Here is a 20,873-nt window from a genome sequence, read left to right on the forward strand (position 1 = left end):
GATTACCCCAGCAGACGCTCAATATCGGCCTGCAGTTTTTCAGGCTTAGTGGTTGGCGCATAGCGCTTCACGACCTGCCCTTCGCGGTTAATCAGGAACTTGGTGAAATTCCACTTAATGCCTTTACTGCCCAGAATGCCCGGCGCCGCACTCTTCAACTCCTGATACAGGGGGGCTGCATTGTCGCCGTTCACCTCAATCTTGCTGAACATAGGAAAGGTTACGCCGTAGTTTTTCTGACAAAAGGCGCCGATGGTCGCACTGTCACCCTTTTCCTGCTGACCAAACTGATTACAGGGGAAGCCCAGAATCACCAGCCCTTTGTCTTTGTATTGCTGATACAAAGACTCAAGCCCCTCGTACTGATAGGTAAAACCACACTCACTGGCGGTATTAACCACCAGTACGACCTGCCCCTGATAGGCGCTCAGATCCTGCTCCTGACCACTCAGCAGCGGCATGGTGTGAGAAAGAACGGACATAAACCTCTCCTTTTAATTTTTTAAAATAGTATTGCACACAATATATTTACTGGTAAAAAAGGGCAAGTCTCGCCCGCCCTTTTCCTTGCCATCCCTCAGCCGTCTTTCTTCTCCAGTTTAAGCGACACCGAATTAATACAGTAACGCAATCCGGTAGGAGCCGGACCATCGGTAAACACATGGCCCAGATGCGCCCCGCAGTTCTGACACAAGACTTCGGTACGCACCATAAAATGACTGGTATCCATACGCTCTTCGATCACGTCATCGGTCAGCGGCTGGAAAAAACTCGGCCAGCCACAGCCTGAATCAAATTTTGTATCCGACAAAAAAAGCGCCTCACCACAACATACGCAATGATACACGCCGGGGTCTTTGCAGTCGTGATAGCGGCCGGTAAAAGGCGCTTCCGTTCCGGCTTCGCGCGTTACCCGGTAGGTTTCGGCATCCAGTTCTTTCCGCCACTGTTCGGCTGTTTTATTTACTTTGCTCATTGACGGATCTCCTGATAAGCCACTTTCGAAGCATCGATCTGAGGAGTATCATGCCAGCTTTCTTTTTCCTTTCAACAAAGGCAGTGCGACTTCCATGCAGGAAATTCTTAAATCCAACAAATTGGCTAATGTGTTTTACGATTTGCGTGGACCTGTGTTGCAAGCCGCCAAACGCATGGAAGAAGAAGGCCACCGGATTCTGAAACTGAACATCGGCAATCCCAAGCCTTTTGGCCTCGACGCGCCGGAAGAAATCATTCAGGACGTCATCTATAACCTGCCGGATTCCGAAGGGTATGCCGATTCCAAAGGCCTGTTTTCTGCACGCAAAGCCATCATGCAGTACGCCCAGCAGAAAAATATTCAGAACGTCGGCATTGAAGACATCATCGTCGGCAACGGCGTCAGCGAACTGATCGTTATGGCCATGCAGGGCCTGCTGAATAATGGCGATGAAGTGCTGGTTCCGGCCCCGGACTACCCGCTCTGGACCGGCGCCGTCAGTCTCGCCGGTGGCCGTGCCGTGCATTATATCTGTGACGAAGGTGCTGGCTGGCAGCCGGATCTTGATGATATGCGCGCCAAAATCACCGATAAAACCCGTGCACTGGTACTGATCAATCCGAACAACCCGACCGGCGCCGTGTATCCGCAGGAAATGCTGCTGCAGATGCTGGAAATAGCCCGCCAGAATAACCTGATCGTGTTCTCCGACGAGATTTACGACAAGATTCTGTACGACGAAGTTGAGCATGTTTCCACCGCATCACTGGCCGATGACCTGCTGATTGTGACCTTTAACGGTCTGTCGAAAAATTACCGCCTGGCCGGTTTCCGCTCTGGCTGGATGATTATCAGCGGCGCCAAACACAAAGCCCGCGACTACATCGAAGGTCTGGAATTACTGGCTTCCATGCGCATGTGCGCCAACGTGCCGGCGATGTACGCTATTCAGACCGCACTAGGCGGCTATCAGAGCATCGACGATCTGGTCGCACCGGGCGGACGCCTGTGCCAGCAGCGTGATATTGCCTGGGAAATGCTCAACGACATTCCCGGCATCAGCTGCGTAAAACCGCAGGGCGCGCTGTACTGCTTCCCGAAAGTCGATGCGAAAAAATTCAACGTGCGCAACGATGAACGTCTGGTGCTCGATTTACTGGAGCAACAGAAAATCCTGATTGTGCACGGCACTGCGTTTAACTGGCCTTATCCGGATCACTTCCGCGTGGTGTTCCTGCCACGTCCGGAAGATCTGACACTGGCTCTTGGCAAAACCAAGCAGTTTTTTGAAAGCTATCGCCAGCTCTGATGCTTGACGTTCATATCGACGATTTTTACAAAGACTGCGCAACCACTCTGCTGAGTGGTTTCCGCGCATTTCCGCGCCAGCAAACGCTGTTTATCGAAGATATTTCAGGCCCGGATACCGTTGACGAATTTGGCCTGCACAGCCCCCGCCACCTCGCCGCCCTCGGCGCAGTGCAGTGGCTGAAAGAAGAAGGTTTTATCCGTTTCGGTGCCATTAACCGTCAGGATTCGGTGGATGATTTTGTCCTCACCAGCAAAGCCTTCACCCGCCTTATAGCACCAGCCCAGCCGCAGTCACTGCGCGGTGATGCGGAGAGCATTGAACACTCCGGCGATATTACGCCGGTGTTTCAGGTGCTGGAATTTGCCCGGCTGCAGGGCGATTCACTCTGGGTGGGCGAGCTGGTGAGGGATTATCTGCTCAGCAATCCGATATAACGACGGCTAAACACCCGACATAAAAAACCGCGCAAAGCCACTGTTGTCCCACAGTTTGGAGTGACATCGTGTCACTCCAAACTGCAGTATTCATCGACGACTGCTTTTCAATCTGAAACGCCTTTCCGGGGCAAGCCCCTGGCCCCCTGCAAGGAGAGGTATCTCCTTACGATCCTCTCTTTTCGGCGCGTCCGGCTTCTTCCAGCCAACGGCAATGATTATGCGGCACGCAAAACAATTCGCCCCGGAACGACGCTTTAAAACAGCAATAATTTGTATCGTTCCGGGGTAGGGTTTTGCTCTGAAGGCCGCAGAATCATCTGGTTGACTGGCGCCGCACGATCGCCGGTTTAAGTAATCCGCTCAGCCGTATTTCAAAGAAAACCGCGTTTGAGACATGATATTTAAAAAATGCGTTTGATTTGAAAAACGACATCGCGGTGACGGTTTTCTGCGCCTCTGGGGCCGCCGCAGAAACCGCTGATATGTCTGGCCTGTCCGCAGGGCGAAGGGCAGGACGCCCGAAGTCTCGCCGATAAGGCACGCGGCCAGTAAATATCAAGGTTTCAAGGATCTCCTCGTTCCTACGCTCTGCGTGGGCATGCAACTGTGCCAGCAAGGGCTACCACGCAGAGCGTGGGAGCCAGTGGACTGGTTCGCGACTACCTGCTCAGTCATCAGCCCTGAGCAGACGGCAGACATAAAAAAACCGCGCAGTGCGCGGTTTTTTTATGGGAGCTCTGCAGCCAATTTATTTAGTCCGCACATCAAAACCCGCAGCAGTTAATGCTTCGTGCAGATCATGACACTTGGCCGGCACACCAACCCGCAAGGTCGGAATATCACGGCGCAGCGGATAGTTTTTGCGCAAATGATCGAAGGTTGCCTTGAGGTTATCCGAGCGCTTCATCGCCGTACGCATTACACCGTCATCGACACGGATTTCATACGCCGCACGAATGGCGGTACGCAATGCCTGATGAACCGGCACCTGATCGGAGAAATTCACCCGTTTAACCCCCGGCTCAGGTAAAAACTGCGCCAGTTTGCGCCGTACAGGCAAGCCGAAAAACTCACACAACCCCTGATACACATATTCGGTGCCGCGCATTTTGCCATCCAGCGAATAACCGGCGATGTGCGGTGTTGCCAGCAGACAACGGTGCATCAGGTTCAGATCCAGCTCAGGCTCGTTTTCCCAGACATCCAGAATCGCCTCAAAATCGCGGTTATTCTGCATATGTTCGAGTAATGCGGCGTTATCGACCACCGCACCACGACCAGCGTTAATCAGACTGGCATCCGGCTTCATCTGCGCCAGACGCTGCTGATCAATCAGATGCCAGGTCGGATGTTCGCCATCACGGGTCAGTGGCGTATGCAGGGTTACCACATCGGCCTGCAGGGCTTCGTCCAGCGTGACCAGCTCACCCACCTCTTCCGGGTCTTTGAACGGATCAACCGCCAGCACGGTAACGCCCATCTCTTCCAGACGGCGACGCAGCAGCAGACCCACACTTCCCACACCAACAATACCGACGCTGACATCGGTAAAGCCGATACCGCGCTCGTCCACTAACACACTGAGCGCGCTCAGCACATAGTCAACCACCGCCTGCGCATTGCAGCCCGGTGCACTTTTGAAACCGATTCCGGCGTCCTGCAGATAATCCTGATCAATATGATCGGTGCCGATCGTTGCCGTGCCGACAAATTTTACCTTGCTGCCGGCCAGCAATTGGGCATCCACCCGGGTAACAGAACGCACCAGCAGAATATCGGCTTCTGCGACATCCGCCGCCGTCATACTGCGCCCTTCAACCAGAGTGATCTCGCCAAAATCCGCAAAGAATTCGTTTAACAGGGGAATGTTTTCGTCCGCAACTATGTGCACTGGGGTCCGCTCTTTTCAACAGGAAGGCGCCATTGTGGCAATTGCCATCAAGAATGACAATTGCCACAGCTCATGGAGTACCGATCTCAGGCCACCGCCGTTAGTGTCACCGCCACACCATTCAGTGCCGCGTTACCGGTCAGGCCATCCAGCAGCTGATCATCGGTCAGGTCGTTGGTGTTAACACCGGCCACTTCCTGCGCCTGACGCAGACGGATACCGGGCACGCCATGTCCCCAGCCGTGGGGAATACTGACCACACCGGGCATCAGTTCATCGGTGACTTCGGCCACCACGTCCAGCTCGGCGACACGCGAGCTGACCCGCACGCTGACACCATCGGCGATACCCAACCGCTCCGCATCCGCCGGGTTCAGCATCAGCGTACAGCGGCTTTTGCCCTTCACCAGACGCTTGCTGTTATGCAGCCAGGAGTTGTTGGAACGGATATGACGGCGACCAATCAGCAGCAACTGATCGCCCGTCAGCAACGGCTGCTGCAGCTCAGAAGCAACCTCCGCCAGAGCATTCAGGTACACCTCAGGGGTCAGATTCAGGCGCTTATCGCGGGTAAACAGCCGCTTTGGCATCACCGGCTGCAGCGCACCAAGATCAACCCCTTCGGGCTGCTTCTTCAGGGCATTCAGGTCGAGCCCGCTTTTGCCGCTCTTCAGCATCTTATTCAGCACGCCTTCAGGCTTAAGCCAGCCCATCACCACCCAGGTCAGGCGGTTGATCAGGCGTTTTTTCAGGTCGCCACGGTTCAGTCGTTTTGTGAGTTGCAGCAGAATCTGCCAGTCCTGCAGCACGCCGGGTTTGGGTTTAAACAAGGCCGTCGAATATTTGGCCACATTGCGCACTGCCAGCGCGTTGAAGATCACATCGTAATGATCACGTTCCAGCGGGCCGCACGGCGGCAGAATCAGGTCGGCATGGCGGCTGGTTTCATTGAGGAAATAATCCACCGACACCATAAAATCGAGGGATTCAAAAGCACGCTCAAGCTGGCGGCTGTTGGGCGTAGACAGCAGCGGATTACCGGCCACCGTCAGCATGCCACGGATCTGCCCTTTGCCCGGCGTCAGGATTTCTTCGGCCAGCACCGCCACCGGCAGCTCGCCACCGAATTCCGGCAGATTACGTACCCGCGAACGGTAGCGGTCAAAGTGTCCGCGCCCGCCCTGCGCGGCGGTAATGCCAACAATATCCACCGCCGGTGAGGTAAACATCGCCCCGCCTGCACGATCGAAATTGCCACTGACAATGTTCAGCACATTGATCAGCCACTGGCACAGGCCACCGTACTGCTGCACCGAAACCCCCATACGGCCATAGCAGACCGCCGATTTTGCCTGCAGCCACTGCGCTGCCAGTGCGCGCACCTGAGATGCTTCAATACCTGTGCGCGCAGCCGTATTTTCCGGTGCATACGCCGCACACAATCCGGCCAGATCGGCACTGTCGATATACTCCGGCAGCGCTGGCAGCTGGGCACTCAGCTCATGGGTAAAGACATAGAGCAACGACAGCAACAGCAGCACATCCTGCCCCGGACGGATAAACCAGTGCTCATCGGCCACGCCAGCCGTCTCGCTGCGGCGCGGATCGATCACCAGAATCTTGCCGCCGCGCTCACGAATGGCTTTCAGGCGGTTTTTAATATCCGGCGCGGTCATCAGGCTGCCGTTTGAGGCCAGCGGATTACCACCCATAACAATCAGAAAATCGGTACGGTCAATATCCGGCACCGGAATCTGCAGCTGATGGCCAAACATATGCAAACTGGCCATATGGTGCGGCAGCTGATCAACCGATGTTGCAGAGAATTTGTTCTTCGAGCCCAGTTGTTTAAGCAGCAACGGGCCAAAAATCATATTGCCGTAATTGTGAACATTGGGATTGCCCAGATAACTGCCCACTGCATCACGTCCGTGCCCGGCCTGAATACGGCGAAAACCTTCTGCTGCTTCATTCAGCGCCTGTGACCAGGAAATCTCCTGCCAGCCGGAAGCGGTTTTTTTCAGCGGTGTGCGCAAGCGGTCAGGATCGTTCTGCAGATCCTGCAGTGCGGTAGCCTTCGGGCAGATATAGCCGCGACTGAAAGGGTCGGATTTATCGCCCTTAATGGACAGAATCTCTTCCGTTGCCGGATTAAACTCAATTTCAATGCCGCAGGTGGCCTCGCACAGGCTGCAGGTGCGTTTATGCGTCTGAATAGTCATGCTGTTGTCCTGGCTGTTGTTCTGGCTGCTGAATAGCCGGCTGAGGCCGGGCTTATTGTTTTTACTGACTATACCTGTTGCTCAATGGCCCGGAGCAGGCCTTTTGTGCCAAATTCAGGACAACAAAACTCAGGACATCCGGGGCTGCCACCAAGGTCGCGGCCAAACTGTATTTCCCCCGCTTATACGCAGCCAACAGCACACAAAAACAGCAAAAAGAAACCGCAGAAAGCCCCTGACGGCCATGACGGCGGCCATGCGCATGCACTGATAAACCGGGAAAATATCGGACCTTACACACATAACTTCTATGAATGATGCACATCAGGGGGACTAATGCGCCTGACGCCATAATTCCGGTATACTCCGCGCCATTATAGAAAGGGTAGCTCCCTGTATGGGCTGATCGTCTGTTCAGGAAACTGCCTTCTTACTTAATGGTACTTAGTCAGAACGGAATACAATCCCTCGTTGCTGACTAAAGTGCCCATACGTTGCAACTGAGGCTTTGAGAGGGTCGCTAATGAGTCTGTATTCAGAATATCTGAAAGAAATTGAGGTTCGTAAGAACGAGCTGGGTTTACACCCAAAACCAATCGATAGCGCAGAACTGCTGTCTGAAATCATTGCCCAGATCAAAGATACCGGCAATGCAGAGCGTGAAGCCTCTCTGAACTTCTTCATCTACAACACCCTGCCAGGTACTACCCCGGCCGCTGGTGTTAAAGCCAAATTCCTGAAAGACATCGTCACCGGTGCAGAAACCGTTGCCGAAATCTCTCCGGAATTCGCGTTAGAGCAACTGTCTCACATGAAAGGCGGCCCTTCTGTTGAAGCCCTGCTGGACATCGCTCTGTCTGACGACGCCAACAACGCCGCTGCCGGCGAAGTTCTGAAGTCTCAGGTATTCCTGTACGAAGCCGACACCAGCCGTCTGGCTGACGCTTACAAAGCTGGCAACGCCATTGCTAAAGACATTCTGGAAAGCTACGCAAAAGCAGAATTCTTCACCAAGCTGGACGACATCCCAGAGAAAATTAAGGTTATCACCTACATCGCTGCTGAAGGTGACATCTCTACTGACTTACTGTCTCCGGGTAACCAGTCTCACTCCCGTGCTGACCGTGAACTGCACGGCCTGTGCATGATTTCTCCTGAAGCTCAGCAAGAAATCAAAAAAATGGGCGAAGAAAACCCAGACGCCAAAGTGATGCTGATCGCTGAAAAAGGCACCATGGGTGTGGGTTCTTCCCGTATGTCTGGTGTGAACAACGTGGCACTGTGGGCCGGTGAAAAAACCTCTCCATACATCCCGTTCGTTAACAACCGTCCTGTGGTTGCCGGTACCAACGGTATCGCTCCTATCTTCCTGACTACTGTAGGTGTAACCGGCGGTATCGGTCTGGACCTGAAAAACTGGGTACAGAAGAAAGACGAAAACGGCGAAATCGTACGTGACGCCAACGGCGACCCGGTACTGGAAGAAGCCTACTCTGTTAAGACCGGCACCGTTCTGACCATCGACACCAAAGCCAAGAAGCTGCTCGACAGCGAAGGCAATGTACTGGTTGACGTAGCATCCGCTTTCACCCCACAAAAAGTGGAATTCATGAAAGCCGGTGGTTCTTACGCGGTAACTTTCGGTAAGAAGATCCAGACTTTTGCTGCTGAAACTCTGGGCATCGAAGCACCGGTTGTTTACGCCTCATCTAAAGAAATCTCTCACGAAGGCCAGGGCCTGACTGCTGTTGAAAAAATCTTCAACCGCAACGCTGTAGGCGTTAAGTCCAAGACCCCTCTGCACGCCGGTTCTGACGTTCGCGTTAAAGTGAACATCGTAGGTTCTCAGGACACCACAGGTCCTATGACCTGTCAGGAACTGGAATCCATGGCAGCGGCTACCATCTCTCCAAGCGTTGATGGTGCCTTCCAGTCTGGCTGTCACACAGCCTCTGTATGGGACAACAAAGCCAAGGCCAACACGCCTAAGCTGATGGCCTTCATGAACGCATTCGGTGTAATCACTGCACGTGACCCGAAAGGCGTTTACCACTCCATGACCGACGTAATCCACAAAGTACTGAACGACATTACTGTGGACGACCGCGCGATCATCATCGGTGGTGACTCTCACACCCGTATGTCTAAAGGTGTGGCGTTCGGTGCTGACTCCGGTACCGTTGCTATCGCACTGGCCACTGGTGAAGCAGCTATGCCAATCCCAGAGTCTGTGAAAGTAACCTTCAAAGGCAAAATGAAGCCACACATGGACTTCCGTGACATCGTACACGCCACCCAGGCGCAGATGCTGAAGAAGTTCAACGGCGAAAACGTATTCCAGGGCCGTGTGATCGAAGTACAGATCGGTACCCTGCTGGCTGACCAGGCCTTCACCTTCACCGACTGGACTGCAGAAATGAAAGCGAAAGCTTCTATCTGTATTTCTACCGATGACACCCTGATCCAATCTCTGGAACTGGCTAAGTCCCGTATCCAGATCATGATCAACAAAGGCATGGACAACGCAGCGGGCATGCTGAAAGGCCTGATCGACCTGGCTGACAAGCGTATTGCCGGCATCAAGTCTGGTGAAGAGCCAGCCCTGGCTCCGGACGACAACGCCAAGTACTACGCCGAGCTGGTTGTAGACCTGGACGCCATCGACGAGCCGATGATTGCTGACCCGGACGTAAACAACGAAGACGTATCCAAACGTTACACCCACGACGTGATCCGTCCGGCTTCTTACTACAATGGCCGTAAAGTGGATCTGGGCTTCGTTGGTTCTTGTATGGTTCACAAAGGTGACATGCAGATCATCGCTGCCATGCTGCGCAACCTGGAGAAGAACGGTCCTATCACGTTCAAAGCGCCACTGGTTGTAGCGCCACCAACGTACAACATCGTTGACGAGCTGAAAGCCGAAGGCGACTGGGACATTCTGGCCAAATACGCTGGCTTCGTTTTCGACGATGACAAGCCAAAAGAAGCGGCCCGTACCAAGTACGAGAACATCCTGTACCTGGAGCGTCCTGGATGTAACCTGTGCATGGGTAACCAGGAAAAAGCAGAAGCCGGTGACACCGTTCTGGCGACCTCTACCCGTCTGTTCCAGGGCCGTGTTGTAGAAGACAGCGCTGAGAAGAAAGGTGAGTCTCTGCTGGGTTCAACCCCAATGGTTGTTCTGTCTACTATTCTGGGTCGTTTCCCGACTCTGGAAGAGTACAAAGCAGCGGTTGACGGTATCAACCTGACGTCTTTTGCTCCACCGTCTGAAGATCTGGCTCGTCCATCAATCCCTCTGAAAGCTATCTAAGCTTTTGCGGGAATCAGCCCACTGCCCTGACCTTTAAGGTTCAGGCAGCGGGCTAAGCTCAGCCAATGCGCTAAGCCAGAATGAACGATTGGGTTTTGAGGTTCTGAAAGGAACGACTTCTAAGCACAAAAGATCAATGACGACAGATTGAATTTAAGAGCGGATTTAGGCGGGTTTTAAACCGGCCTATGCAGCTCACTGAACTGATCGGCTTCTGTTGAAACAAAACGCGATCGAATAAAAAACCGGCACTCGAAAGAGGGGCCGGTTTTTTATTCCTTTTAAGCCTAAATAATGATCAGGAGTTCTACCCCGGCCTTGGGAAACGGGGTAGAACCCCTGATTTTCATCATTAGCTCAACCAGTGACACTATTGCCGATTCATTAAGCTGGGACTCGTGGCGTCTGGCTTCTCACCTCTAATACCAGTCAGATATTAATCGGCTCATAACGCGGTTAATAGTGTCCATTGAATCATCTTCTACACCGAGCAACCCCATAGCCCCAAGTACAGGTTGCTGTGGGGTCGCACCAAAGAGACCGTAATCCCAAGCATGGTAGTCAAGCCATGGACCCTCTGCATCCGGATACAAGATCACCATGGCATCCACCAAGCTTTTCCGATTCATCGATGTCAGCCCGTGAACATATTTCATAGTACAGTCAGGAAGGCTCTGCTCGAACGCCATGTCCCGTCGAACATACTTCGCATCCAGGATAATTAGTCTGTCCAGCCTGTTATGATTACCCTGCTCGCTGCACTCCAGAGCAAGATCAGGTGCCCTTAATTGGTAATGTCCCGATGTATGCACCCGGGCGCCCTGCCAATGCCGAAGGGCCTCATCGGCCTTCTTAATTTGAGTCCCTACAACACTGGACTCGTTGGCCTTCAGATGCTTAGTCCTCCAATATTCTGGCTCGTACTTAAGCGTAATCTTCCGCTCCCCAACTTCAACAGAAACAAAGGATTCAGCGTCAGTCGACAATCGTCGTCCGTTGATTTTCAGCCAGTCTGCAACAACCAGAACCGAATACAGCTCAAACAGCTTAGGGATGCTGTTAATAGCCATCAGAAACTTCTCTATTGTCCAGTCGACATTAGTGTTCCGATACCATTCATGCATCGCTTTATAAAGTGTCGAGTAGTTCCGGTTCGCACGGGCTTTAGGTGTGAACTTAGGCGGTTCGATCAGTATTTGCGTAACATCAATCTTTCTTTCCACCAACGACTTCAAACGCTTCAACCTATGCGAAATCAGCTCGAGCTTATCTATGTGGATCTGCGCCTCTACCTTCAGCCACTCGCCCATCACATTGAAGAAGCTCTCATAACCAACGGCTTTATTTAATGAAACGGGTTTGGAGTTCTCTCCTATACCTTGCTTAAGCTGGTGAACGAATGAAATACAGCGATCGATGAACCCATGAATAATCCGGTTTTCATAGACATCATTGCTTTCCCTGGTAATTGGCGCTTGGATAGATCTCGCTCGATATTGTCGTCCATCATGTATCATCACGTAGTCTTCAATATCGTCACTAATTTCCAATACACCAAGGTTTTCACATAGCCAAGCAACCCCCTGATCCTGGATGTCCAAATCGCCCGGGTTATTTACAACCTTTAACTCACTCGTAAGGGAGTGAATCGGACTCCTGACTATTGAGGGGATGGTATTCTCCATCACTCTCAGCGTCTCTTCCAAATGCTCAATCAGACGATTCGGCGGCAGTCCCGACTCCTCCGACGGCCCGGCGCCTCGCCGGGTAGCCCCATAGCGCCTGAGTAGCTCGATATTTCCTGACTCCAGAACATAAGAAACCATCCGTTTAGCTTGTTCAACGGAGGCCTTACGGGCGAGTACCTCCAGCTCACCTACTGATACCAGGTGCTTCACTCCCTGCTCTATGGTTTCAACATAGATAGGGGCAACACCAAAATAGTTATAAAAAAGTGATTTATACCGCCCGTCAGGCCGACGCCCGGGCATGCAACTAAATATGCACCCCGACTCGTCATCTGGACTGAGAACAACCTCACCATCACTGACGATTACTTTCACTTCATCCACTGGGGCTTCAAGGCGCACTGATATTTTCAGAGCATCCATTTCAGTGACCCACTGGCGATGACCTAATGCATCATCGGCTGACAGCTCTATCACCCGCGCCATGTCGCGACGGTCTAGGACCTCGAATCTCACTTTCATGTCGACGACCTTAGAAGAAGCTGTAGTTGTCGATGTTCTCCTTGCCAATCTCAACCATCTCGGTCAATAGATGGCGTGTACGCTCAAATCCACTTTCACCAGCAAGAGCATTCAGTTCTTTTAGCCTATTCCCAAAGGCTTGGCCAGAGCCATTTACAAGCGGTAGCAGATACTGAGCGATGGCAAAATCAGCTGCTCGGGTTTCCCCAAGATACTCTTTAGCAACAGCGAAATAGTTAGCGATGGCGTTCTGCTTCCGAGCGCTGATGGGTATTGAACGCCCCATACCCTGATCAACGGATGTCATCTTTCTCATGAAGTTGCGGAGTTTCAGAGGCGTATAGCCAATGTTTGTCTCGCCGGCAGCACTTACACCAAAGAAGGACTCCAGAACATCGTATGGCACAGCACCGTCCATCGTCAGGTCAGAGAAGATGTTCTCTCCTTCTGGCTCTTCATAATCCATTGAGATGACGGGTACACGGTCACACATACGTGGAGACAGAGGTTCCGTGGTACCGTCCGAGTTTATTGTCGCTATAAAGCGTATGTTCTCAGGCAGCGAGAGGTATTGATCGTCTCCTAGGCACCCGGTATCCAGAGGCCTGTTTCGGCCTTCAGAGTCAAACATGCCAATGAAATCCGATAGATAGTGCTCAATTGGAGACAGGTTTGCTTCATCCAGCAAAATCAAACGTAGCGTATTACCAGCTCCCTCACGTGTACCATTTACAATGAACTGATAAATCCCAGTCCGTGCTGGCTGGAAACTACCTTTAAGTGGATTGAAGTACCCCAGAAAATCACGACCTGATACCCAACCACGACTGACTGGAACATTGAGAAAGTCATCACTACGTGAACTCTCATCAGCAATGTGAAGCGCCCGCGCCAGACGAATAGACGAAGATGTCTTACCGGACCCCGGCCGCCCTTTCATCACAGTCATTAGCGACTGCTGAGTAGTAATCAGAAGGTTAGCCATTTCCTCAAATGTGAACGCTCTCCCTTCGGCCTCAAACCAGTTCGCGATAGCTGCAATCAGCATTCGGTTTTCTGGTTTTGACTTCATAAGCTTGGATGGGGTGTATGACAGTTCCTGATTTGCAGCACTACCCAGCTGTCCATTCAGTACCTGTAAATGCCAATGCAGCTCCGCCACATCCCTTCCCAACTGAGGGTTTTTCAGTGTACTTTCCTGATCCCTGATCGCATCTCGGAGACGGTCTTTATCACGCTCCAGATGACGAACCTCTTCCTCTAACCGAGCAACATCCATAACGATTTTTTTATCAGATCTCAGTTTCTCGATTTCATGATTCAGAGCATCTTTACGCTCAAGCAGCTCTTGTACCTCGCTTCCCAGCTTTTCAGTCAGATTCTTCTCACTTTCCTTCAGACTGGTCTCAATTTCTCTTTCTCGTCTGATACGCTCTTGCTCAAGATCGAGCTGCAGTTTGTTACGTGCTTGCTCGTAAGTACGGCGCTCATGTTCGTGCTTGCCTCGGAACTCGTCGATTTGCTGCTGGAGTTCGTCGAGCTCCTGTTTCTTTTCGACTACCATCGACGACTGCCCTGCCAATGCTGGATTCGCCTTCAGCTTATCTTCGGCAAAAGCCTTGCCCTCCGGAGTAGACAACCAGTCGTGGATGATCTGCTCACCGGGATCTTTCTCTGACAGGAACTTATCCAGAATACTTCTGAATCGTGACAGTCGTGGGTCATCAAGAATCTTGGTTTTCTTTGCCTGTTCAGCCAGCGCTCCCTTCAGTGTGTCTGCGTGCTTGCGCGCAAGAGGGCTCTTACCACGACCAAAGGCACTTTTAACGTAATAGGTAACGAGCTGAGCGTCAGTTATGTAATCAACTTGTTCAAAATTCTTATGCTCAGTGGCCAGTACACGCAGATCGGTAATATACGCTCGATACGGGTAGCCCTCTTCCGGATCTACTTCCAGCATGGCGCCAGCTTGCAAGAGATCATCGCAATTAAACTTAGCCACATGATCATTGGCTACTCGAAGGATCATCTGTTGGTGGGGTTCAGCGCGGTATACCTCATCGTCATCTCGAACTGCATGGAACGGCCCATAAATAGCATCGTTGTTCTGGATGAATATTGGTCCGGAGGGAACGAGTTCGTCGGTACGAAAACGACCACTAGCCGTATCTGGAAGCTCTGCACGAATAACGGGAATAATTTGACTGTCCGGAATGGCTTTAATGGATTTACCGGTTGCCCAGTATTCAGCACGATTCTTATCTGGTGCTATTTGGTAAGTGTCTGAGTTTTTGTCCTGCTCATGTAGATTTTCGAGCAACATGGACTGGCCATCTCGGAACTGGTCATTAACTTCTGAATATCCACGAGAAATCCATACGAGCCTCTCCTGCTCTGTTCTCATCGTTCTCGGGGGGATGAAATTATTGTTTTCGTCGACCTCAAAGAGAATGGTAACTAGTCCGCAGTCCTGATTCAGAGTTGATCGTTTTGCAACCACATACCGCGTGGCTACTACTTGTTCTTCACTGTACATTGGCATTCCTTTAAATGTGGACATTTTGAGAATTATATCAATGAAATATATAGAACCAGGAGTTACTCCTCAATGCTTCTTAATGCTATTTTTACTCTTAAAACTTGAGTTGTGGCTAGTCCAAATGCACGCATTCCAGAAGCCAAACGTTGACTGAAAGGAGTCTAGCAAGTTAGTGGCGATTCAATTAAACCGTCCGAGAAAAAGGGGTAGATCCCATACTTAATCAGATGGCATAAACTCATAACCCCTTAGCTCAGACGAAATCTCATCAATAAACTGTAACGTTAATACAAACACCCTCGCCAACACATTCTTCCGATTGAGCAATATCCAGGGCAGAACCCAGCAAACTCCAACGCTGTCGGTGCACAGTGTCTTACCGGCCACTTTTCGTCCCTGAGGTTTTTAATGCGGTTTCATTCTCCGGCTGGCGTTCGCAACAAGGGCTTGCATCATCGCCGGCATGGCCCGCTCCTACGGCCTTTAATGCACTGCCAACGCCAAAATTGTATGCAATCTGACTAATCGGCACTCAAAAGCCTTGCTCTAGCCCCTTATGACGTTAAATTGGCGACAATTCACACACTGTATTCACTCGCAGGCTGTTGAAAAACTATCTGCGTTGGCATTGCTTCGTTAAAAACAGGCTCAAAATGCCAAGCTAAGATTGGCAGTACAAATAGCAAACTGAACAGAAACCACCTTTCATAAATAGTCCCTTAAGCTCCTAAGGCTGCTTGCCATATCAACGCTTAAATATATTGTCTCTTCTTTAATATTCATCCTTGATCCAAATTCAATAACTTGTGATTAATCGCCACCAAGCCGGTGCGTATCTACCGCGGCCAGATCGTCAGCTAATACTGGCGCTCGCCTTCAGTACCAAAACGGGGTGCTAATAATGCACCCCGTTTTAGTTGTAGGTTATTGCGACACGGCGCTGGTCCCGCTTGGCGCTTTGGCGCACAGACACATATAGGTCATGGCCTCTGTCGACAATTTGAAGTTACCGTCATCCAGTTTTGTTTTCTTAACCGGCGCAACGTAGCCACCGGTGAGGAAGTCTGGGCGGCCATTAACCACCCTGACCACGCGGTCTTTCGGGCATTTAAGCGATTGCAGCTCATCGGACGGACGGCCGCTGTTCACTTCCGCAAAGCTATAAACACCTTCCTGAGCGGTTAGAGTGTGAGGGCCGGAGCAGATCTCGGGGTCTTTGGATGTACGCAGCTCCTGACCGGTGGTTGCGGCACCTTGGGTGGGGACAGTTTTCACCTGTGTGCGTTGAGTCAAGGCTTTTTGCTGCTGTTGAGCTTGCGCCTGTTGCTGGGCCAGGCGTTTATCGATGCTGTCGAGCTTGGCTTGCATCTGCGCCATTTTGCGGCTGTTCTCAGCGTTGGTGATGACTTGTGCGGTTTTTTCCCAGCTACGCTCGATCATCACGGCTTTGTCGTTAAAAGACTTCTCGGCGTATTTCATCAGATCATACATCTGGCGCTGTTCTTCAGCCTGGCTCTGACGGCGGTCACTGCGGCGAAGACTCTCCATACGTCGAGTCTGAGCATCGTAATAGGCTGTGATGTCGGGATCGGCTTGGACACCCTTTAGATGATCCCCCAGCACATCATAGGCAATGTCGTATTGCTGACCGAAGAGATTGGCGATTCGTTTCCGTTGGGCCAGGTAGATTTTGGAGGCTTGATTACTCTTGGTGATCAGCTCGTCCCTGAGCTCTTTACCGAGTGAGTCGCAGGACTTTGACCAACCGTCCTTACTCCCACATGGGGTGTTGTTGACTTTCCCCATACCGGATCGGAAGGCTAAGTAGGGCGAGTAACTCTCGCGCATCAGGTCGATGGCATCCAGCAGGTTGGGGTCTTCATCAATCAGCTGGGCAATGACTTGGCGCTTTTGCTGATATTGCTGCTGGCGCAGAGCCTCGGCTTCGACGGCAGCCTTTTCTTCAGTCGCTTTTATTTCAGCGAGTTCGGCCTGTTTACTCTTCCAAGCGGCAACGCGGTCTTCAGGGCTGCCAGTGAAGAATGCAGTGTTTACGGACTCTCTGCTAGCCACTTCCATGTAGAAATGTCTCAATAGTTCTAGTCGGGAATGGCCCTGAGTCCACACTAATGCGGTCAGCGCGGGCCCATCGGGAGCCCAATTAATATCTGCGCCGTAGCTCAAGAGCAAGGTGGCCACTTCTATATAATGCTCATTGGCGTGTTTAGTATCCTGAAAGAAGAAGTCAGTATATTGATTAAATGTAATAGTGATTAATGGAGTGTATTGTCCTTGTGCCGCTTGGTTAGGGTCGGCTCCAGCGGCCAGTAGTGCCTTGATCATTGGGAGATCCTGGCTGAAGTCAAAGGCGTTGATGGATGTGTATCCTAGAAACTTCGGACGACCCACCGCTAAATTGAGCGGGTAATTTGCATACCAGCTACCCTTTTCAGTCATCCATTGAATGGGGGCGTTGACATCAGCGCCTTGCTGAATCAGTTCAGGAACGCGTTCAGGTGCCAGTAAAATAGCTGCTCCCAGGGGAGTCATACCGGAGGGGGAGGTTCGATTGATATCCCCTGGCTCTGATAACAGGGCTTTTGCTTCCTGAATGGATTGATTCTTTCTATTCTCTGCTGCGTTGTTGGTATTGGGCGCTACACAGGCTGACAGGGCTGATACCAGCATCAGTATCAATGTGGTTTTTAAATAAGGACGTTTCGTTATCAACATCGGCTGGAGACTACCTAAACCGGGGAATTGTTTAGCAAACTCTATCAGGACACCCACGTTAACACTACGTCCAACCATGAGCCGCGAACGCCGGATTGCGGCTCATAGCGCTACTCAGAAGACACAATACGGCTCCCCGAACCCCTGCCCCGAACCCCTGCCCCGATCCCAGCAGCACAGCAAGCCGAAGCCGGAGTAGCACAAGATTGTATACAATCCGACTAAAGCGGCAGTCAAAAACCTTGCTTTAGCCCCTCATGCCGTTAAAATTGCTGACAATTCAGGCTTCTGCCACCCCTGCACTCAACAACCTGCCAGGAATCCAGCATGACATCACCTACCCATTTCGACCCTTCAAGCTCGATTAAGACTCTGCCAGGCACGTCTCATCGTTTTCACAGCCTGCCAGACACCGCAGAACACTTCGGCATCAACCTGGATGATCTACCGTTTTCTCTGCGCCCCATCCTCGAAGGCATTGCGCGCAATGTCGGCAAAAACGGCATCACCGTTGAGCAGCTGCAGGCGCTGGGCAACTGGCCTGCGCATCAGGGTAAAGAGCCGGTCGAAATTCCGTTCACCGCGGGCCGGGTGATCATGCACGACTTAAGCGGAACACCGGCCATCGTCGATTTCGCCGCGATGCGCTCGGCAGTACAGCGCATGGGTCTGAACCCGGCCATTATTGAGCCGCTGGTGCGTGCCGATCTGGTGATCGACCATACGGTCACCATGGACAACACCGGCAGCCCGGCGTCGCTGCGCATTAACAGCGAGCTGGAGGCTGCCCGTAACAAAGAGCGTTATGCCTTCCTTAAATGGGGCGCGCAGGCGTTTAACACCATCCGCATTATTCCGCCGCAAACCGGCATCGTGCATCAGGTGAACCTGGAGTATCTGGCTCAGGGCTACCTCACCCAAGACGACCTAATGATCCCGGATACCCTGATCGGTATGGACAGCCACACGCCAATGGCCAACGCGCTGGGTATTGTTGGCTGGGGTGTGGGCGGTATTGAAGCCGGCGCTTCTATGCTGGGCCAGCCGATGGAAATGCTGGCACCTGAGGTAATTGGTGTAGAACTGACCGGCGCCCTGCGCGAAGGCGTTACCGCCACTGATCTGGTATTAACCATCACCGAAATGCTGCGCAAATACCCGCGCGGTGTGGTGGGTAAATTCGTGGAATACGTGGGTGAAGGCAGCGCTAACCTGTCGCTGCCAGACCGCGCAACCATTGCCAACATGTCGCCGGAATACGGCGCGACCATGGGCTTCTTCCCGTTTGATGAAATCGCCGCCGACTATATGAAAGCCACCGGCCGCGATGGCGATCTGCCACTGGCCTATAACCAGGCGCAGAACATGGCGTGGAAAGCGGGCCAGAAACTGCCGCGCTACACCGACCTGCTGCATCTGGATTTATCGACCGTTGAGCCTTCTGTTGCGGGGCCAAAACGCCCACAAGACCGACTGCCGCTGGGCGATATCGGCAAGGTATTCCAGCAGGCTGCAACGGCAGGCGCGCGCACGCCGGAAGAAGTAACCGTTACACCTGTTAAAGCCGACGAAGCCGGTATTTTCCAATCACTGCCAGAGCGCACCTTAAAAGACGGCGACATCGTAATTGCCGCGATTACTGCCTGTACCAACACCTCTAACCCCGGCCTGCTGATTGCCGCTGGCCTGCTGGCGAAAAAAGCCAATCAACTGGGCATGAAAGTGCCCGACGGCGTAAAAACCTCGATGGCACCCGGATCACCAGTGGCAACCGACTTCTTAACCAAAGCCGGATTGCAGGAACACCTCGACGCACTGGGCTTTAATACCGCTGGTTACGGCTGTACGACGTGCGTTGGTAACTCTGGTCCGCTGGCACCAAGCATTGAAGCCGCCCTGCGCGACCACGACATTATTGTGTCATCCGTACTGTCCGGTAACCGTAACTTCGAAGGCCGTGTGCACCCGGATGTCGACACCAACTTCCTGATGTCGCCGCCACTGGTCGTTGCCATGGCGATCGCGGGCAATGTGAATATCGACGTTACCAAAGAGCCGCTGGGCAAAGACGCTCAGGGCAATGATGTGTTCCTGAAAGATATCTGGCCAAGCAACGCCGAAATCACCCAAACCATGCACGAGTGCATGGACCCGAAAGCCTTCCGTGAAACCTACGAAAACTCACTCGCTGGCCCGGAAACCTGGCAGAAGCTGGAGTCACCGACAGGCCCTGTGTATCAGTGGGACGAGAAGTCGAGCTACATTCAGGAAATCTCCTTCTTTGATGGTTTCTCACTGGAAACACCAAAGGATTCCCTGAACAACATCAGCAACGCGCGCATGCTGGTGATGTGTGATGACAACACCACCACCGACCATATCTCGCCGGTGAGCCGTATCCGCCCGGATTCCGCACCGGGAGAGTACCTGATGTCGATCGGCGTGGACGCCAACGACCTGACCTCACTGGGCGCCCGTCGTGGTAACCACCACGTGATGCTGCGCAGTATTTTCGGCAACGTCAAAGCCCGCAACCTGATGCTGCCAGGCACCACAGGTGCGGTGACGAATTACTACGATGCCAATGGCGACGCGGGAAAGATGTCGATCTACGATGCAGCATCACGCTACCAGCAGGAAGGCACGCCAACCGTGGTATTCGGCGGCAAGCTGTATGGCACCGGCTCATCACGCGACTGGGCAGCCAAAGGCCCGGCGCTGCTGGGGGTAAAAGCCATTATTGCCGAGAGCTTTGAGCGCATTCACAAATCCAACCTCGTGGGCATGGGCGTATTACCGCTGCAATTACCAGAAGGCGTGACACTGGGTTCGCTGAACTTAGATGGCTCGGAAACCTTTGACCTGGCGGGCATTGATAGCCTTACACCACGCGGCTCTGTGACGCTGACGATTAAGCGTAAAGACGGATCATCTGAGCAGCATACATTGCTGTCGCGGGTAGATACCTCATCCGAGCTTGAGCAGATTCGCCACAAAGGCATTCTGCCGATGGTGTTGCGCGATATTATTGCGGCCAACAGCTAACAACAGCTGAAACAGGTACCACCGGCTTAATCAGATATTTGGTTCGGCAGATATTTTGGTTTGACCAGACCTTCTGACTGAAAAGCTAAAAAAACCGGCACTCGTAAGAGGAGCCGGTTTTTTTGGGTCTGAATGCAACCTTCCGCGGAATACTCTGGTGATGAGTGAATCTGGTTCAGAGGGGCACAG

11 protein-coding genes are annotated in these 20,873 nt (G+C 52.4%); 4 read left to right on the forward strand and 7 right to left on the reverse strand.

Translation table 11 applies throughout. The annotated features are described in order from the left end of the window. Positions 1-2 precede the first annotated feature (2 nt). Both HUF19_RS09525 and msrB read right to left on the reverse strand, forming a co-directional pair. Positions 3-482 carry a glutathione peroxidase gene (locus HUF19_RS09525; protein WP_260996433.1) on the reverse strand — a complete coding sequence of 160 codons (480 nt, stop codon included), beginning with the start codon at positions 480-482 and terminating at the stop codon, positions 3-5. Positions 483-577: 95 nt separating this feature from the next. Continuing rightward, on the reverse strand, positions 578-976 hold the full coding sequence (gene msrB, locus HUF19_RS09530) for a peptide-methionine (R)-S-oxide reductase MsrB (RefSeq protein WP_260996434.1): 399 nt from the start codon (positions 974-976) through the stop codon (positions 578-580). A 94-nt stretch (positions 977-1,070) separates the two neighbouring features. On the opposite strand from msrB, the gene HUF19_RS09535 reads away from it, so the two are divergent. Together HUF19_RS09535 and HUF19_RS09540 are read left to right on the forward strand one after the other, a co-directional pair. Then, a complete protein-coding gene (locus HUF19_RS09535) occupies positions 1,071-2,288 on the forward strand; it encodes a pyridoxal phosphate-dependent aminotransferase (protein WP_145468422.1) in 1,218 nt (405 codons plus the stop codon). Continuing rightward, positions 2,288-2,725, forward strand: coding sequence for a hypothetical protein (locus tag HUF19_RS09540; protein WP_260996435.1), 438 nt, complete (start codon positions 2,288-2,290; stop codon positions 2,723-2,725). Before HUF19_RS09535 ends, HUF19_RS09540 begins: the two co-directional genes overlap by 1 nt. Before the next feature lie 751 nt (positions 2,726-3,476). Here the strand turns inward: HUF19_RS09540 and pdxB are convergent. Further along, complete coding sequence (gene pdxB / locus HUF19_RS09545; RefSeq protein ID WP_260996436.1) at positions 3,477-4,619, reverse strand: 4-phosphoerythronate dehydrogenase PdxB; 1,143 nt, start codon at positions 4,617-4,619, stop codon at positions 3,477-3,479. Between the two features lie 86 nt (positions 4,620-4,705). Next, positions 4,706-6,841: a molybdopterin oxidoreductase family protein gene (locus tag HUF19_RS09550; RefSeq protein ID WP_260996437.1), complete on the reverse strand. Its 2,136-nt coding sequence runs from the start codon at positions 6,839-6,841 to the stop codon at positions 4,706-4,708. Positions 6,842-7,364: 523 nt separating this feature from the next. Here HUF19_RS09550 and HUF19_RS09555 point away from each other — a divergent pair. Next, positions 7,365-10,157 carry a bifunctional aconitate hydratase 2/2-methylisocitrate dehydratase gene (locus HUF19_RS09555; protein WP_260996438.1) on the forward strand — a complete coding sequence of 931 codons (2,793 nt, stop codon included), beginning with the start codon at positions 7,365-7,367 and terminating at the stop codon, positions 10,155-10,157. Positions 10,158-10,576: 419 nt separating this feature from the next. Here the strand turns inward: HUF19_RS09555 and HUF19_RS09560 are convergent, their stop codons facing one another. The 3 genes from HUF19_RS09560 to HUF19_RS09570 all read right to left on the reverse strand — a co-directional run bounded on the left by HUF19_RS09560 (position 10,577) and on the right by HUF19_RS09570 (position 17,696). Further along, positions 10,577-12,367, reverse strand: coding sequence for a hypothetical protein (locus HUF19_RS09560; protein WP_260996439.1), 1,791 nt, complete (start codon positions 12,365-12,367; stop codon positions 10,577-10,579). Between the two features lie 10 nt (positions 12,368-12,377). After that, positions 12,378-14,903 (reverse strand): DUF8727 domain-containing protein, encoded by a 2,526-nt coding sequence (locus HUF19_RS09565; protein ID WP_260996440.1) that lies wholly within the window; start codon positions 14,901-14,903, stop codon positions 12,378-12,380. 927 nt (positions 14,904-15,830) lie between these two features. Further along, positions 15,831-17,696 (reverse strand): ankyrin repeat domain-containing protein, encoded by a 1,866-nt coding sequence (locus HUF19_RS09570; RefSeq protein ID WP_260996441.1) that lies wholly within the window; start codon positions 17,694-17,696, stop codon positions 15,831-15,833. A 270-nt stretch (positions 17,697-17,966) separates the two neighbouring features. Here HUF19_RS09570 and acnA point away from each other — a divergent pair, with 270 nt between their 5' ends. Further along, positions 17,967-20,684, forward strand: coding sequence for an aconitate hydratase AcnA (gene acnA, locus HUF19_RS09575; RefSeq protein WP_260996442.1), 2,718 nt, complete (start codon positions 17,967-17,969; stop codon positions 20,682-20,684). The last annotated feature ends 189 nt before the right edge of the window (positions 20,685-20,873 follow it).

This window comes from Thalassolituus hydrocarboniclasticus, assembly GCF_025345565.1.
GTDB lineage: Bacteria > Pseudomonadota > Gammaproteobacteria > Pseudomonadales > Oceanobacteraceae > Venatoribacter > Venatoribacter hydrocarboniclasticus.